Origin of the sequence: Chitinimonas arctica (assembly GCF_007431345.1) — a bacterium.
In the GTDB taxonomy this organism is placed as follows: Bacteria; Pseudomonadota; Gammaproteobacteria; order Burkholderiales; family Chitinimonadaceae; genus Chitinimonas; species Chitinimonas arctica.
Genome location: NZ_CP041730.1, coordinates 71,326 through 84,212, shown reverse-complemented (window position 1 = coordinate 84,212; position 12,887 = coordinate 71,326). Strand labels below are relative to the sequence as shown.

22 protein-coding genes are annotated in these 12,887 nt (G+C 58.5%); 18 read left to right on the top strand and 4 right to left on the bottom strand.

The window, feature by feature from the left end:
• Positions 1 to 19: 19 nt before the first annotated feature.
• On the top strand, positions 20 to 655 hold the full coding sequence (locus tag FNU76_RS00455) for a hypothetical protein (RefSeq protein ID WP_143855862.1): 636 nt from the start codon (positions 20 to 22) through the stop codon (positions 653 to 655).
• Positions 656 to 681: 26 nt separating this feature from the next.
• Here the strand turns inward: FNU76_RS00455 and FNU76_RS00450 are convergent, their stop codons facing one another.
• On the bottom strand, positions 682 to 1,401 hold the full coding sequence (locus FNU76_RS00450; protein WP_143855861.1) for a hypothetical protein: 720 nt from the start codon (positions 1,399 to 1,401) through the stop codon (positions 682 to 684).
• A gap of 118 nt (positions 1,402 to 1,519) precedes the next feature.
• Between FNU76_RS00450 and FNU76_RS00445 the strand changes: the two genes are divergently transcribed.
• The 14 genes from FNU76_RS00445 to FNU76_RS00380 all read left to right on the top strand — a co-directional run bounded on the left by FNU76_RS00445 (position 1,520) and on the right by FNU76_RS00380 (position 9,250).
• Positions 1,520 to 2,515, top strand: a complete 996-nt coding sequence (locus FNU76_RS00445) for a major capsid protein (protein ID WP_143855860.1) — start codon at positions 1,520 to 1,522, stop codon at positions 2,513 to 2,515.
• Positions 2,516 to 2,519: 4 nt separating this feature from the next.
• Positions 2,520 to 2,816: a head-tail joining protein gene (locus FNU76_RS00440; protein WP_143855859.1), complete on the top strand. Its 297-nt coding sequence runs from the start codon at positions 2,520 to 2,522 to the stop codon at positions 2,814 to 2,816.
• The gene (locus FNU76_RS00435) at positions 2,816 to 3,364 is read left to right on the top strand and encodes a phage tail protein (RefSeq protein WP_143855858.1); all 549 of its coding nucleotides are present in this window, start codon (positions 2,816 to 2,818) and stop codon (positions 3,362 to 3,364) included. The genes FNU76_RS00440 and FNU76_RS00435 overlap by 1 nt, the downstream gene beginning before the upstream one ends.
• Positions 3,351 to 3,911 (top strand): hypothetical protein, encoded by a 561-nt coding sequence (locus tag FNU76_RS00430; protein ID WP_143855857.1) that lies wholly within the window; start codon positions 3,351 to 3,353, stop codon positions 3,909 to 3,911. The genes FNU76_RS00435 and FNU76_RS00430 overlap by 14 nt, the downstream gene beginning before the upstream one ends.
• Complete coding sequence (locus FNU76_RS00425) at positions 3,901 to 4,377, top strand: phage baseplate assembly protein V (protein WP_179958285.1); 477 nt, start codon at positions 3,901 to 3,903, stop codon at positions 4,375 to 4,377. Before FNU76_RS00430 ends, FNU76_RS00425 begins: the two co-directional genes overlap by 11 nt.
• On the top strand, positions 4,374 to 4,646 hold the full coding sequence (locus FNU76_RS00420; protein ID WP_143855855.1) for a PAAR domain-containing protein: 273 nt from the start codon (positions 4,374 to 4,376) through the stop codon (positions 4,644 to 4,646). The genes FNU76_RS00425 and FNU76_RS00420 overlap by 4 nt, the downstream gene beginning before the upstream one ends.
• A gap of 80 nt (positions 4,647 to 4,726) precedes the next feature.
• A complete protein-coding gene (locus FNU76_RS00415) occupies positions 4,727 to 4,924 on the top strand; it encodes a hypothetical protein (protein WP_143855854.1) in 198 nt (65 codons plus the stop codon).
• A complete protein-coding gene (locus FNU76_RS00410; RefSeq protein WP_143855853.1) occupies positions 4,921 to 5,289 on the top strand; it encodes a GPW/gp25 family protein in 369 nt (122 codons plus the stop codon). Before FNU76_RS00415 ends, FNU76_RS00410 begins: the two co-directional genes overlap by 4 nt.
• Positions 5,286 to 6,179, top strand: a complete 894-nt coding sequence (locus FNU76_RS00405; RefSeq protein WP_223879172.1) for a baseplate assembly protein — start codon at positions 5,286 to 5,288, stop codon at positions 6,177 to 6,179. The genes FNU76_RS00410 and FNU76_RS00405 overlap by 4 nt, the downstream gene beginning before the upstream one ends.
• Positions 6,169 to 6,795, top strand: coding sequence for a phage tail protein I (locus FNU76_RS00400; protein WP_143855852.1), 627 nt, complete (start codon positions 6,169 to 6,171; stop codon positions 6,793 to 6,795). The genes FNU76_RS00405 and FNU76_RS00400 overlap by 11 nt, the downstream gene beginning before the upstream one ends.
• Before the next feature lie 7 nt (positions 6,796 to 6,802).
• The gene (locus FNU76_RS00395; protein WP_143855851.1) at positions 6,803 to 7,417 is read left to right on the top strand and encodes a phage tail protein; all 615 of its coding nucleotides are present in this window, start codon (positions 6,803 to 6,805) and stop codon (positions 7,415 to 7,417) included.
• A gap of 51 nt (positions 7,418 to 7,468) precedes the next feature.
• Positions 7,469 to 7,789: a hypothetical protein gene (locus FNU76_RS00390; protein WP_143855850.1), complete on the top strand. Its 321-nt coding sequence runs from the start codon at positions 7,469 to 7,471 to the stop codon at positions 7,787 to 7,789.
• A complete protein-coding gene (locus tag FNU76_RS00385; protein WP_143855849.1) occupies positions 7,789 to 8,703 on the top strand; it encodes a hypothetical protein in 915 nt (304 codons plus the stop codon). Before FNU76_RS00390 ends, FNU76_RS00385 begins: the two co-directional genes overlap by 1 nt.
• 4 nt (positions 8,704 to 8,707) lie before the next feature.
• Entirely contained in the window at positions 8,708 to 9,250 is a 543-nt protein-coding gene (locus FNU76_RS00380; RefSeq protein WP_143855848.1) for a hypothetical protein, read from the top strand.
• Here FNU76_RS00380 and FNU76_RS00375 read toward each other — a convergent pair.
• Together FNU76_RS00375 and FNU76_RS00370 are read right to left on the bottom strand one after the other, a co-directional pair.
• Positions 9,247 to 9,552, bottom strand: a complete 306-nt coding sequence (locus FNU76_RS00375; protein ID WP_143855847.1) for a hypothetical protein — start codon at positions 9,550 to 9,552, stop codon at positions 9,247 to 9,249. The two genes, FNU76_RS00380 and FNU76_RS00375, sit on opposite strands and share 4 nt — an antisense overlap.
• Positions 9,553 to 9,636: 84 nt before the next feature.
• Complete coding sequence (locus tag FNU76_RS00370) at positions 9,637 to 9,930, bottom strand: hypothetical protein (protein ID WP_143855846.1); 294 nt, start codon at positions 9,928 to 9,930, stop codon at positions 9,637 to 9,639.
• 146 nt (positions 9,931 to 10,076) lie between these two features.
• On the opposite strand from FNU76_RS00370, the gene FNU76_RS00365 reads away from it, so the two are divergent.
• Together FNU76_RS00365 and FNU76_RS00360 are read left to right on the top strand one after the other, a co-directional pair.
• Positions 10,077 to 11,246, top strand: coding sequence for a phage tail sheath C-terminal domain-containing protein (locus FNU76_RS00365; protein WP_143855845.1), 1,170 nt, complete (start codon positions 10,077 to 10,079; stop codon positions 11,244 to 11,246).
• A gap of 11 nt (positions 11,247 to 11,257) precedes the next feature.
• The gene (locus tag FNU76_RS00360) at positions 11,258 to 11,761 is read left to right on the top strand and encodes a phage major tail tube protein (protein WP_143855844.1); all 504 of its coding nucleotides are present in this window, start codon (positions 11,258 to 11,260) and stop codon (positions 11,759 to 11,761) included.
• A 26-nt stretch (positions 11,762 to 11,787) separates the two neighbouring features.
• On the opposite strand, the gene FNU76_RS00355 is transcribed toward FNU76_RS00360, so the two are convergent.
• Positions 11,788 to 12,438: a hypothetical protein gene (locus tag FNU76_RS00355; RefSeq protein WP_143855843.1), complete on the bottom strand. Its 651-nt coding sequence runs from the start codon at positions 12,436 to 12,438 to the stop codon at positions 11,788 to 11,790.
• 103 nt (positions 12,439 to 12,541) lie between these two features.
• On the opposite strand from FNU76_RS00355, the gene FNU76_RS00350 reads away from it, so the two are divergent.
• Positions 12,542 to 12,859 (top strand): phage tail assembly protein, encoded by a 318-nt coding sequence (locus tag FNU76_RS00350; RefSeq protein WP_143855842.1) that lies wholly within the window; start codon positions 12,542 to 12,544, stop codon positions 12,857 to 12,859.
• Positions 12,860 to 12,887 lie beyond the last annotated feature (28 nt).

The following is a 12,887-nucleotide window of genomic DNA, read 5'->3' as shown; positions in this document are numbered from 1 at the left end:
AGGTTTCGAAATGCGTTGATTGCTTCTCGAAGCAGCAAATGACTGCGTCAAATCTCGTTCCGGTGGCCCCTATTTTCTGAAAGAATTGAGAGTTTCTACAATGACACGTGAAAAACGCCTCCGTCGAGTTGCAATTCTATGCTGTCACTTTCTTCTGAATTTGGCTTTTTATAAATCGGGCTATCGAAATGGAAGGCCAATATTCAAGGATCGGCTCAAAGATCCATTTTGGGTCGCTGCTAATAACAACTTTCTCGACACCTGCGTGCTCGAATGGTGCAAGCTCTTTGGTGACAAAAGAGGGAAACAATACTGGGGGAGGCATGGAATTATCACAGACCCTGTCGCATTCCATGATGCGCTACTATGTGCTATTGGGCTGACAAGTAATGAATTCGAAGATTATATTAAGGGCATGCAGTCATATCGAGACAAATTCGTCGCTCACTTGGATTTGGAAGAGACTATGGAAATACCGAAACTAAGAATCGCGAGAAAGAGTGTTTCCTTTCTTTATGATTACATGCTGGCTAATGAAAATGAAGGCGATTATTTTAACGACGCCAGGCCGAAAGCTGTTTATTTTTATCGAGAACATCGCCTGCAAAGCCGAGGAATTTATGTCCATTTATATGGCAGCGGGTACGCTTCATAAGCCATTGTCACTTCAGGTTATTGGTTTTATATTTCAAATCCTTTTGTGGAGTCCAAGGGGTTGATAAGAATGATTTTCTCAAAACCTTCCCTCGGAATTGTTTGCTTTTTGAGTGTGGTACGGCTTGCGTCGTCAAGCGTGTAGCCAACGTGATCAACCAGTGCAAGCCACCAATGAGGGTACTTGTTACGAACATGAGCGGTTTTTTTTGATTTTTCATCAACACAATAGCGGATATATGCTTCCATATCTGCCAGCAACCAACCGCCAGATCGTATGCAGTCATATCCTCCAACTATGAACATTGTTTCGTGCACTTCACTTGAACGGAGTACCTCAAGTTCAAGCCCCTCCTTGAGGTAAATGCATTCATTCTTTCTGATCGGATTTTTTGAGAATATTTCAAGGACTGATTTTATTTTCGGCCTTAGTGTTTTCATTGATTTAATTCGGCCTGTGAAGTTCAGGTGCACGAACCAACTTTCCCCCTTCACTGGGCATCCCAACTTGGCGAGAATTTTTTCAATCGACTGCACTCTGGGAATGGTTAATTCTTCTAGACCTTTTTTTAACTTTAAATCTATCTGACTCAGGCGACGAACTTCGATGGCGATTTCGCCATTTATAAGAAAATCTGGTGTGGTATTACCATCGGGCTCATGGATTATGTCTGCTTCGGCATATCCCAGCTGAACGAGGTGCTCTAAAACTTTCTTCTCCGATTCATCCAATTTTTGATTTTTCATGTGTCTTGAGCCTTCGTGTGAAATTTTACTGATAAATCGTAGTTAACTCCACATGTCCGATTAGGACAAGTTGAACTCGACCCAGCCCCGCGCTGGGTTTTTCTTTTTCTGGAGCCACATGGCCGAACTCACTATTTTCCAAGACGACGCCTTCTCGGTGTCGTCCCTGACCGCCACCATCAACGACCAAGTACCCATCCCCAGCAAGCTGGGCGATCTGGGCCTGTTCGACGAAGAAGGCATCAATACCACCACGGTGCAGATCGAGAAGGACGGCGAAACGCTGTCCCTGGTCCCGGCCGGTCAACGCGGCCAGCCTGGCCTGGTCGTGCATGGCAGCAAGCGCACGCTGATTCCGTTCAACGTGATCCACCTGCCGCAAACCGCCAGCATCACGGCGGATGAAGTCCAGGGCGTGCGCGCTTTCGGCAGCATGACCGAGCTGGCCGCCATCGGCGCCGTGGTGGAGAAGCGCTTGAAGAAGATGCGCCGCCAACTGGATGCCACCCATGAGTTCCACCGCATTGGCGCGGTCAAGGGCCAGGTGCTCGATGCCGATGGCAGCTCGGTGCTACTGGATCTGTACGACCGCTTTGGCATCGAGCAACAAGTGCTGCCCTTCGAGCTGGGCAAGGCCGATACCGATCTGCGCCTCAAGTGCGGCCTGGTGCAGGATCTGATCGAGGACACGCTGGGCAACCTGACCTTCTCCGGCGTGCGCGTGCAGTGTGGCAAGAATTTCTGGAATGTGCTGATCACGCACAAGTCCTACCGCGAGACCTTTCTCGCTACCGAGATGGCGGCCAGTCTGCGCGGCGATCCGCGCGAAGCCTTCGAGTTCGGCGGGGTGACCTTCGAGCGCTACCGAGGCCGCCTGGGTGGCATCGGCTTTGTCGGCGATGACGAGGCTTATGCCGTTCCCATTGGCGTATCTGACTTGTTTATCACCCGCTTCGCCCCGGCCGACTATATGGAGACGGTGAACACGACCGGTCTGCCGTACTACGCCAAGCAGGAAGCCATGGACTTCGGCAAGGGTATCGCCATGGAAGCGCAGTCCAATCCGCTGCACCTGTGCACCCGGCCCCGTGCCGTCATCAAGCTGACCAAGTAAGCCTATGGACGATTTCCGCGAGCTGAGTGGCGCCATGGATGGCGTGCTGCTTGATGTGCTGGGGGATAAAGCGCTGGTCGATGGTCGGTCGGTGCGCGGCATGTTCGCCGCCTCCTGGTTGCAACCGCAGTTCGGTCGGCTGAAGACCGCTATTGTCGAGCCGCAGTTATCGATACGCGATGCCGATGCGGTAGGAGTCGCCAAGGGCGCGGCGGTGGTGGTCGATGGGCTGGCTTACGAAGTCGTCGGCATCGAACCGGATGGCACCGGCTGGACGCCCTTGATCCTGCGGCCTGTCTGATGAGCGGCTTGTTAAAGGTCGAACTTGACACGCACCAGTTCTTCGATCTGCTGCACGCACTGCCACCGTCCGCCATGCAAGCCGCCTGGCGCCGCACCCTGCGCAAGACCTCGACCTGGGTCAAAGCCCAAGTTGCCAAGACGGTCGCCCAGGACACCCGGGTGCCGCAGAAAGTACTACGCCAGCGGCTCTACTTCTTCCTGCACTCCCGCGACAGCGGCAAGGTCTGGCTGGGGCTCAATCCCTTGCAAGCCCATCGCCTCGGCAAGTCTCGCCAAACCCGGCGCGGTGTCTCAGTCGGCAGGCATCGCTTTGCCGGTGCCTGGACCATGGCGCAGCGCGCGCCGACCGGGCCGGTGTTCCAGCGCACCGGCAAAGCGCGTTACCCGATTACCGAGGTCAAGCTCGACTGGGATGACCCTGGCGAGGCGGCTTTCCGGAAAGTCGCCGCCCAGGTGGAAGCCCGCTTGCTGGTCGTGCTGCGCCAGGAAGTGAACTACGAACTGCACAAGGCCCTCGGCCGGATAGGACGCCATGGCACTCGATAATCTAGGCCAGTTGCATGAGGCTATCGTAGCCGGCCTGCGCGCCAAGTTGGGACCGGCAGCCAAGACCGTGGAAGCCTATCCCGATATCGGCCGGCGTATCGATATCCCGGCGGTGTTCCTGGAGCTGTCCGAATTCGAGGCCGGTACCGACCCCGGCACCGGCGAAACCGCCTTGGTCGTGCATCTGCAGGCACGTGCCATCGTTGATCCCAACCAGCGCCAAGCCTATCTGCTGGTGCGCGAACTGGCGGCCCGTATCGCCGTCGCCATTCAAAGCGAGAACTGGGGTCTGCCGATAGGCTTGGCAACCTTGCTGCAAGCGGGCGAGGACGCCATGAAGCCCGAACTCGATAGTTATCTGGTCTGGTTGGTCGAATGGACCCACGAGATTCATCTCGGCCAAGTTACCTGGCCCTATCCCGACGAAACCGGTCTGTCCCTGCTGCTCGGCATCTACCCCGAAACCGGTACTGGCCGCGCAGATCGCTATTGGCCGGCTGGTGAATCACCCCCCGATGACTGGGGAGAAAGCCCGCATGTCCGATAACTACGCCATCAACGAAATCGACCGCCGCCTGGCTGTGCTGCTGGCGGCCGGCACGATAGAGGAAGTCCGCCATAGCCCACCGGCCCGCGCCAGGGTCCGGATTGGTGGCTGGGTGTCGGCCTGGTTGCCCTGGACGTCGTTCGCCGCCGGCCAGGTGCGCAGATGGCGGCCGCCCAGCAAGGGCGAGCAAGTCTTGATGCTGAACCCCAGCGGTTTGCCCGAGGGCGGTTTTATCCTGCCTGGCTTCAACACCAACCAGCACGCCCAGCCCGATCAGCGCCCGCATGCCACTGTGGAGCAGATGCCAGATGGCGCCAAGGTCGAATACGACTGGCAGGCGCATCAGTATCTGGTCGAAGCCCCCCCGAATGGCCGCATCGTGCTGCGAGTGGGCGCCACCGAGCTGGAGTTGCGTAGCGACGGCGTGACGCTGCGCACGCCCAAGTTCGAGGGGGTGCAGGCATGAGCTATGGCATTGCCGTGGTTGGCCTGGATGCGGCTGGCGGCAGCCAGCTGGGTGGCGGGCAAGGCTGGTTCAGCGTGGACGGTCAGCCGGCTGTGCTGATTGGCGATGCCGTCGCCGGCCATGGTCTACCGCCACATAGCCCGTCGCCCAGCATGGTGCAGGGTTCTTCCTGGCTGACCCTCGACGGCGAGCCGGTCTGTCGGGCCGGCCATGCTGCTTCCTGCGGGCATGGCTCCAGCGGCCGCCCCTGGTTCACGCTGCCTGACTGAGCTGCGCCTTTTCTTCCGTCTCTTCCTTACTTCTTCCCTTCGCCCCGCCTTCGAGCGGGGCTTTTGCATTCTGGAGCCCTATGGCCAAACCCCTGACAAGCGATGCGATTCCCGTCGCCCCGCGTACCTACCGCGACAAGTCTTTTAATTCCCGCACCCTGGTCCTCGAAGACGGCCGGGCCTTTATGGTCGAAAAGTCCCGCATCGTCACCGACGTCCCCGAGCTGGTGGCCTACTTGGACCAACACGACGACTTCGAGAGCGTGGCTGCCGAATGACGATTGCCCAGCCCTTTATCGGCATGCACCGCTACACCGGCCAGCCGATCTCGGGCCGGGACGCCATCGTGCAAGGCATCCACGACATTCTCACCACCCGCATCGGCAGCCGCCGCATGCGACCCCGCTATGGCTCGCGCCTGCCCGAGATGGTCGATCTGCCGTTTAACGGTGGCCTCAAGTCAGCCATGCAGGCGGAGATCGCCGAGGCCTTGAACGCCCCGCATAACTGGAGCCCGCTGCTGACCGAACCGCTGGTGCGCGTGAAGCGGGTGACCTTGCGATCTATCGTCGATGGTCGCTTCGACTTCGTGATTGATGCCGAGATCAATGGCGAGGCTGCGTTGATCGAGGTGGCGCTATGAACAACTTGATCGACCTGGCCAGGCTACCGCCACCGGCGGTGATCGAGGAGCTGGATTTCGAGACGATTTTCCAGGGCAAGCTGGGTCGGTTCCGCACCCTATATCCGCAGTTCAGCGCCGTGCTGGAAACCGACCCCGTGATCAAGCTGCTGGAGTTGGCGACCTATGACGAGCTGACGCTTCGGGCGCGGATCAATGATGCCGCCCAGGCGGTATTGCTGCCCTTTGCCCGAGGCAGCGATCTGGAGCAGCTGGCCGCGCTGCTGGGGGTGTCGCGGCTATTGCTTGATGCCGGCAATCCGACCGCGCAGCCGCCGGTACCGGCCACCTATGAAGACGACGAACGACTGCGGCTGCGTGCCCAGATGGCGCTGGAGGGGGAGACAGTAGCCGGTTCGCGCGATAGCTATGTTTTTCATGCGTTGTCGGCTGACGCCCATGTGGCCGACGTGGCGGTGGACAGCCCGGTACCAGGCACGGTGCGGGTGACGGTTCTTTCGGTCGATGGCGATGGATCGCCCAGTGCGGGCTTGCTTGGGACCGTGGCGGCCTACCTGTCTGCCGAAGAGCGCCGGCCGCTTAGCGATACCGTGCAGGTACGGGCCGCCTCACTACGACCCTTTGCCCTCCGCGCCACGCTGTACCGTCGCCCTGGTCCGGATGGCGATCCCGCTGAAGCGGCCGCCCGCGCTGCCTTGGCGGCTTACCTGGCCGACTGCCGCAAGATCGGTCGCGATGTCCCGCGCTCGGGTTTGTACGCCGCGCTGCATGTGCCCGGCATCGTGCGAGTGGATCTGTCGGAGCCGGCCCTCGATCTGGTGATGGCCGGTAACGAAGTGGCGCTGTGCACCGAGCTGGCGATCCAGGTGGTGAACAGCGATGAGCGCTAAGTTACTCCCTAGTAACGCAACTGCCCTGGAGCGCGCCGTCGCTGATAGCACGGCTTCCCCGCTCGATCCGTCCGTACTGCGCACGCTGTGGTCGGCCGACCATTGTCCGGCGCCACTGTTGCCCTACCTGGCTTGGGCCATGTCGGTCGATGGCTGGGCCTATGCCCTGACCGATGCCCCGCGCCGGCAATTGATCCGTGAATCGCTTGCCTTGCATAGGAAGAAGGGCACGCCCTGGGCAATCCAGCGAGCGCTGGGGATTCTGGGTTTCGCCGAAGCCCGCCTCATCGAGCATCCGCCCGGTGCGCATTGGGCGGAGTTCGACGTGCAGCTGATGCTGCGCAACGCCGAGGATCAAGCCGCCGTGGGCAATGCACTGAACGTGATCGCGCTGTGGAAGCCCGAGCGCTCGCACTTGCGCCGCCTGGCGGCCATCCAGCAGGTGTCCGGCACCTTGAAGGTCGCGGCAGCCACCTGCCTGGGGGAGACGTCCCGCGTCATGCCTTACCAACTCCGCCGGCTATCGGCTCCACCCCTGCTGCTCTACCTGGCTGCCACCACCACGCTCGTAGAGGTGCTGCGCATCCGGCCGCGCGGCGCTCCCTTATCCCGATAGGAACCCTATGGCCGATGTACAAAACTGGTTCACCTTGCCGACCGAGGCCGGGCTGGCCAGGATCGCGCAAGCCCTGGCGAAGCAACAGACCATTGAATTGACCCAGATGGCGGTGGGCGATGGCGGCGGGGTGCCGGTCATCCCCGATGCAAAACAAACCCGCCTCGTGCGTGAAACCTGGCGCGGCCCCATCAGCCTGGTCGCCATCGATGCGCAAAACGCCGGCTGGATCACCGCCAATATTGTGATTCCCATCGATGTCGGCGGGTTCACCATCCGCGAAATTGGCCTGTTCGACTCGGCCGGCACCCTCATCGCCGTTGCCAACTGCGCCGACCGCTACAAGCCTGTCCTTAGTCAGGGTATGGGCGTCGATACGGTCATGGAGATGGTGGTCGCCCTGGGCAATGCCAGCGTGGTCAATCTCAGCATTGATCCCAGCAAGACCTTGGCTTCGCGCCAGTGGGTACTGCAAGTGATGGGCCAGCAGACCCAGCTGCCGCTAGGCGGCTTGCCCAATCAAATCCTCGTCAAGAAAACCGCCGCCGCTGGCGACGCCGAATGGCGCGATGTGCGCAGCTTGTTCAGCCGCTCGGAACGGTTCTTTCACGGCCAGATTTAGCGGGCGCTGCGGTGCCGCTTTCATCCTATCTATTTACCCCTTGGAGCCCCGATGCCGACCTTTGGCAGACTCTGTATTCCCCGCGCCGACACCTGGGAGCCGCTCTATACCGCCCAGGCCGGTGAGCAGCCGACAATCAACGTCAATATGGTCAATTGCAGTGCGAACACCGTGAATGTGGGCCTAGCCATTGGCGTCGGTGGCGTGGTCAATGGCGACCGGCTGGAATGGAAAACCCCACTCGATCCGGAAGGCATGATCAGCAATGTGCTGGAGCGCAGCGGCATTGCCATCTCGCCCGGCGAAACCGTCTATGTCCGTGCCAGTGCAGTAGGCGTGGTCGATGCGCGTGCCTTTGGATTCCCAACCTGATGGGCCGCCGTATCCTTTCTTCGACCTCGGGCAATGTGGCGGCCCGCTCGGTCTTTCCGTGGCCCGCCGCGATTCCTCGCCCCGCCGCCCAGGGCGATAACACCGGCGCGTCGGCCGGCTATCTGCCCGTGTCCTGGCTGACCGATGGCAGCGCACTACAGGTGTTTTCCCTACCTGGCTTTGCCCTGCTCAATCCTGCAGGCATGCCGATCTGGACCAAGGCGCTCACCGATTTCCCCACCATTACGGCCCTGGTGCGCGAATCGATCTATTTCGATGCGGTCGATCAAGCGCTGTGGTGCCTGACCTATTTCACGGGCACGACACCGGCCACGATGTACCTTAACAAGATTGTGCTGGCGAGTGGTGCATTGACCGTCGTCGGTAGCTTTTCGGCGCAGACCAACAATGCCTTTGCCCATAACAACCACTTGTTGACCCGGCCCGTCGAGGGTGCCGGTAATTTATCGCTCTACAGTGTGTCCAGCGTCAACGGCAATGTGTACCGCACCACGTTCCATCCCACTACCGGGGCCATCGTGACCGGTCCGACCGTTGTGACCTCGGCGAATGGCGTGCCCTTGAACAACACCGGTAACGGATTTGCCTATGTCAGTGCCGACGAATCGCTGGTGGTGTCCGCCAGCATGAGCGTGCAGTCGGGGTCCACCAACACTGATCCCATCGTGTTGCCCCTGGCAAGGAACGGTCGGCAAGCCGCCGTCATGGCGAATCAGATCGGCTTCCCGGTCAGCATGGCCAGCAACGGCGCCACAGCCTTGCTTCGCCACATCGGAGGCGGCAAGTACACGGTGTTTAGTCCAGCAGGCGGTCGGCGATTGACGGGCGGTGTGTATACGCGGCTGGCACTCGACTCGTGGTTGAACCAAGTCGCTACTTTGGCGGGGATCTAAAACCATGATGAAACGTGTGCATTTCCCTATACGAAGCGACGACTCGTCCGGACTCATTGTGTATCCAGACCAGATCCGATTCTTCGCCAACGCCGACTTGGCCGCCATGCCGGGCCATATCATCGCCGACTACAGCGGCAGCCTCGATCTGCCCCTCTATGGCCTAGCCAAGCCAGCTGTCCGCCCGCTATTGGTTATTACCCAGGTCACGAGCGACCAGCCCATTCAAACCACGGTAGCCCTGGATCGCCATGAGGTGATCTGCCCGCAGGGCGCCACGCTGAGCTTTACCGCGGAACTACGCAGCGAGGACGGTGCGGTGCTACCGCTGAGCGATAGCTTTCGATTGCCGATCCGCCAGCAGGGTGGCCGCGATGGCCTGCTGCTGGCAACCATGGTGGATGGGATCGTCAAGGTGTCAGCGCCGTTTACCGTGCCGGGTGATGACGGTACTTGGATGGTCAATGAAGCGGCCATCAATGCTGGATTACCGGAAGCAGCGAATATGCGCTTTGCCGGTATCACGGTCAGTGTCTTTCGGACTTAGCCGACTCGGGTGTATCCGCAATAACGGCGGTCATGCGCATCGAGATCCAACAACCGCTGTGCTAAGCGTTCATCCTCTAATGCGTAGCGACTTGTGTCGCGGAGGTAATACAGATAGCCGTGGTTCGGTACAGACTGAAAACCCAGAATCGTATTGACCTTGATGTAAGGTGCTACGCAGGCTTGAATGCGTTGAAGGTAGGGCACGGCAGTGGAGCGAGGCGCTGCTATCGCGACGATCCCGTCTTTAATCAAGGTCTCGGCCGCGTCGTTGACATTGTCCAATTGATCAAAGATTTTCACAGCTGCGCCTCTGTCGCTTCCCGACGAGGCAACTTCACAATCAAGCCTAGGAGAAGCATGGTAGTCGCCCTCCTGGCGCGGGGATCAAGTAGGTAAGCCGTTCAAACAAACCGTGTCGAGATTCAGTACAGCTTGCTTCAATTCTTCATTGCCGGTGACGTAGCGATTGTTATCAACGACATAAAAAAGGTGGCCCTTGTTCGAGACGTTTTGCGCGGAAATGATCGGCGCGACGTCACGATACGGCGCCAGGCACTGAAGCAGCCGCCTGGCATACGCAAGAACGCGGGTCTTATCGCCTTCGATGGCGGCGACGCCGTAGGTGAGAACGGCATCAATGGCGTCCTCGATATTGTCCGGTGGAGCGAAGGTTTTCATGGTGGCGGCTCTGACGATCATCTAAGCAAAACTGTAAACAACCGACTTGGTACGCGCATCCCTCACCTGGGTGAGCACCCTTAAAAAATTCTCCTGACCTTTGTCCCCCCAGCCCGCCGCGTGCGGGCTTTTTGCATCGGAGTTTCATGCCTAGTTTGAGCTTCTTCCACGGCGTGACCGTGACCCTGGTCGATACCGGGCCGCGCCCCATCGCCATTCCCTCCTCGTCCATTATTGGCCTAGTCGATACTTTTACCCCGGCCGAAGGCTTGGCCGCGCCGAATCAACCCATCCTGTTGACCAGTTACCGGGAGGCGGTGCTTAAGTTCGGTACCAACAGTAATCTGGCGAAGGCCGCACGCGGGATCTATGCCCAGGCCGCTGCCGTCATTGTGGCGGTCGGCGTACCTAGCGTGGCCGATGGCGCCGCGCTGACCAGCGCCATCATTGGCGGGGTCACCCAGGCCGGCCAACGTACCGGCATGCAAGCGCTATTGGATGGCAAAAGCCGCCACAATGCCCAACCGAGACTGATCGTTTGTCCTGGCCATTCGGCCAAGCAGGCGGTCGCGTCTGCCATGGATAGCCTAGCAGCCAAGTTGAAAGCGGTCGCCATTGTTGACGGGCCGAATACGGATGACGAAGCCGCCATCGCCTACTTCACCAACTTCGGGAGCAAGCGCATTTACGCGGTCGATCCCGGCCTGAAGATCTGGGACACCTCGATCAACGCCGAGGTAGTCGTGCCGGCTTCGCCCTATGCCGCAGGTCTGTTTGCTCGTACCGACAAGGAATACGGCTTTTGGGCCAGTCCGTCGAATAAGGAGTTCGTCGAGGTCACCGGTACCGGCCGCCCGGTCGAGTTCTTGGACGGGGACGAAACCTGTAGGGCGAATTTACTCAATGCCGCCCATATCACCACCATCATCCGCGACGGTGGCTTCCGCCTTTGGGGTAACCGTACCTTGTCGGCTGATCCCAAGTGGTCCTTTGTGACCAGGGTCCGCACGCTCGATATCGTCATGGACGCCATTCTCTACGGCCACAAATGGGCGGTAGACCGAAGCATCACCAAAACCTACGTCAAGGACGTCACGGAAGGGCTGCAGGCCTTTATGCGTGACCTGAAGGCCCAGGGCGCGATTATCAATTTCGAGGTCTATCCGGATCTGGAACTGAATACCGCCAGCCAACTGGAGCAGGGCCGAGTCTATTGGAATATCCGCTTTACCGACGTCCCACCGGCAGAAAACCCGATCTTCCGGGTCGAGGTGACCAATCAGTGGATCACCGAAGTCCTCAATACCAATAAATAAAGGAGGTCGCGATGATTCCGCAAACCTTGTACAACATGAATGCCTTTATCGACGGCAAGGGCTACGCCGGCCTGGCGATGTCGGTGACGCCGCCCAAGCTTAAACTCAAGACCGACGACCACCGCCCCGGTGGCTCGGATGCCGCCATCAAGATGGATATGGGCATGGAAACGCCGGAGGGTAGCTTTACCCTATCTGGCCTGGATGCCGGCGCGCTGAAGTTCTTTGGCCTGGCCGATCAGACCGCCTTCAATGGCAGCTTCCGAGGTGCCTTCAAGGATCAGAAAGGCGCCGTGGTCGCCGCCATTATCAGCATGCGCGGCATGCTGGAAGAGCTGGATATGGGCGACTGGAAGCCTGGCGAAAAATCGGAGAATAAGTTCGGCATTGCACTCAGCTATTACAAGCTGGAGCTGGATGGCAAGGTCATGTATGAGATCGAGCCCCTGGCGTGTAAACGTGTGATCGATGGGGTGGACCAGTTGGAAAAGGTGCGAGAGGCTTTGGGTATGTAAATCCTCCGCCGGGCCGCTTGTTCCGTTCAAAGGGCGATATTTTTTCGGTTCAAGTAAGCCATGAGCACCGACCAGCTGAAGGAGTTATCCGAGGTATCGAATTCCATGCGAAAAGGATGGCCATTTTCTATCCACCATTGTGTGCCCCCTGGAACGGCGATCAAATCTTGTAGGGTTTTGACATGGCTAAATGGGTGACCTTTTACACCCAGGTCAGCACGTATATCAAATGGTAAATTCGCAATAAAGCCGAATTTTAACCAAGCTAATTCACTTTCCATATGACTGGGAGTCTGAATGCTGCCTGCTGCAGGCATAACAATTCTTTTTATGTTCAATGCCTTTGCTCCTAAAACCTGTCGCGCAAAAATGCGAGCACCCAGGCCGTGCTTCTGATTTTCAACATTCAGGCAGAGATCGCGATTTTCCATCCAAATTCGGCCTTTTTCAGAGCGGATAAGGCACTGGGCTTTTCTGGCTAGGAAGGGGTGGCAAATAGAAAATGCAGTGGAAGTGGCGGTAACGCGCACATCAATCACCGAGCCATCCATCGCCCCCGTCACTTGTGCAACAATGGGCGCGTCGAAATAGAGCCCTTCAAATACATCACTACCGCTATACACGACCTTTACGTCGCTATTGAAAAGCGATTTCGTCAATTCATCCCGATTATCCATGCTGTTTCTGCGCTGATGCCGTCAAAAAAACTTCCTGCTCCTTTATTTGTAGCAGAGAAACCCACTAAAAACCTCAGCTATTTTCACTTTTAGGAATTACATAATGAATCCAGCTCATCAGCAAAAAGATCACATCACGGTCCCCCTACGCCAAGCCGCCACCTTCAACGGCGTGCTGCGCGACAGCCTGACCCTACGCGCACCGCTGGTCCGAGATATCCGCATGGCCCAGCGTCTGGCGAGCGACGAAACCGAACGCGAAATGCAATTGTTCGCCTCCCTGGCCGAAGTGTCAGTCGCCGATCTGGAGGGCATGACCTGGCGCGATTACCGTCGCCTGCAGGAGGCCTATTTTCGCCTGGCAGCCGATGACGATGCTGCCGATGCCCCAAATACGCCAGCTCATGCAACGGCTGGCTAAAGAGTTGCATTTCCAGCCGTCCGAGATT

Excerpts from the sequence above, each read along its gene's own strand:
- FNU76_RS00420 (WP_143855855.1), top strand. The coding sequence starts at position 4,374 with ATGAGCTATGGCATTGCCGTGGTTGGCCTGGATGCGGCTGGCGGCAGC.
- FNU76_RS00400 (WP_143855852.1), top strand. The coding sequence starts at position 6,169 with ATGAGCGCTAAGTTACTCCCTAGTAACGCAACTGCCCTGGAGCGCGCC.
- FNU76_RS00385 (WP_143855849.1), top strand. The coding sequence starts at position 7,789 with ATGGGCCGCCGTATCCTTTCTTCGACCTCGGGCAATGTGGCGGCCCGC.
- FNU76_RS00425 (WP_179958285.1), top strand. The coding sequence starts at position 3,901 with ATGTCCGATAACTACGCCATCAACGAAATCGACCGCCGCCTGGCTGTG.
- FNU76_RS00440 (WP_143855859.1), top strand. The coding sequence starts at position 2,520 with ATGGACGATTTCCGCGAGCTGAGTGGCGCCATGGATGGCGTGCTGCTT.
- FNU76_RS00445 (WP_143855860.1), top strand. The coding sequence starts at position 1,520 with ATGGCCGAACTCACTATTTTCCAAGACGACGCCTTCTCGGTGTCGTCC.
- FNU76_RS00365 (WP_143855845.1), top strand. The coding sequence starts at position 10,077 with ATGCCTAGTTTGAGCTTCTTCCACGGCGTGACCGTGACCCTGGTCGAT.
- FNU76_RS00380 (WP_143855848.1), top strand. The coding sequence starts at position 8,708 with ATGATGAAACGTGTGCATTTCCCTATACGAAGCGACGACTCGTCCGGA.
- FNU76_RS00395 (WP_143855851.1), top strand. The coding sequence starts at position 6,803 with ATGGCCGATGTACAAAACTGGTTCACCTTGCCGACCGAGGCCGGGCTG.
- FNU76_RS00355 (WP_143855843.1), bottom strand. The coding sequence starts at position 12,438 with ATGGATAATCGGGATGAATTGACGAAATCGCTTTTCAATAGCGACGTA.
- FNU76_RS00410 (WP_143855853.1), top strand. The coding sequence starts at position 4,921 with ATGACGATTGCCCAGCCCTTTATCGGCATGCACCGCTACACCGGCCAG.
- FNU76_RS00430 (WP_143855857.1), top strand. The coding sequence starts at position 3,351 with ATGGCACTCGATAATCTAGGCCAGTTGCATGAGGCTATCGTAGCCGGC.
- FNU76_RS00405 (WP_223879172.1), top strand. The coding sequence starts at position 5,286 with ATGAACAACTTGATCGACCTGGCCAGGCTACCGCCACCGGCGGTGATC.
- FNU76_RS00390 (WP_143855850.1), top strand. The coding sequence starts at position 7,469 with ATGCCGACCTTTGGCAGACTCTGTATTCCCCGCGCCGACACCTGGGAG.
- FNU76_RS00360 (WP_143855844.1), top strand. The coding sequence starts at position 11,258 with ATGATTCCGCAAACCTTGTACAACATGAATGCCTTTATCGACGGCAAG.
- FNU76_RS00350 (WP_143855842.1), top strand. The coding sequence starts at position 12,542 with ATGAATCCAGCTCATCAGCAAAAAGATCACATCACGGTCCCCCTACGC.
- FNU76_RS00450 (WP_143855861.1), bottom strand. The coding sequence starts at position 1,401 with ATGAAAAATCAAAAATTGGATGAATCGGAGAAGAAAGTTTTAGAGCAC.
- FNU76_RS00370 (WP_143855846.1), bottom strand. The coding sequence starts at position 9,930 with ATGAAAACCTTCGCTCCACCGGACAATATCGAGGACGCCATTGATGCC.
- FNU76_RS00415 (WP_143855854.1), top strand. The coding sequence starts at position 4,727 with ATGGCCAAACCCCTGACAAGCGATGCGATTCCCGTCGCCCCGCGTACC.
- FNU76_RS00435 (WP_143855858.1), top strand. The coding sequence starts at position 2,816 with ATGAGCGGCTTGTTAAAGGTCGAACTTGACACGCACCAGTTCTTCGAT.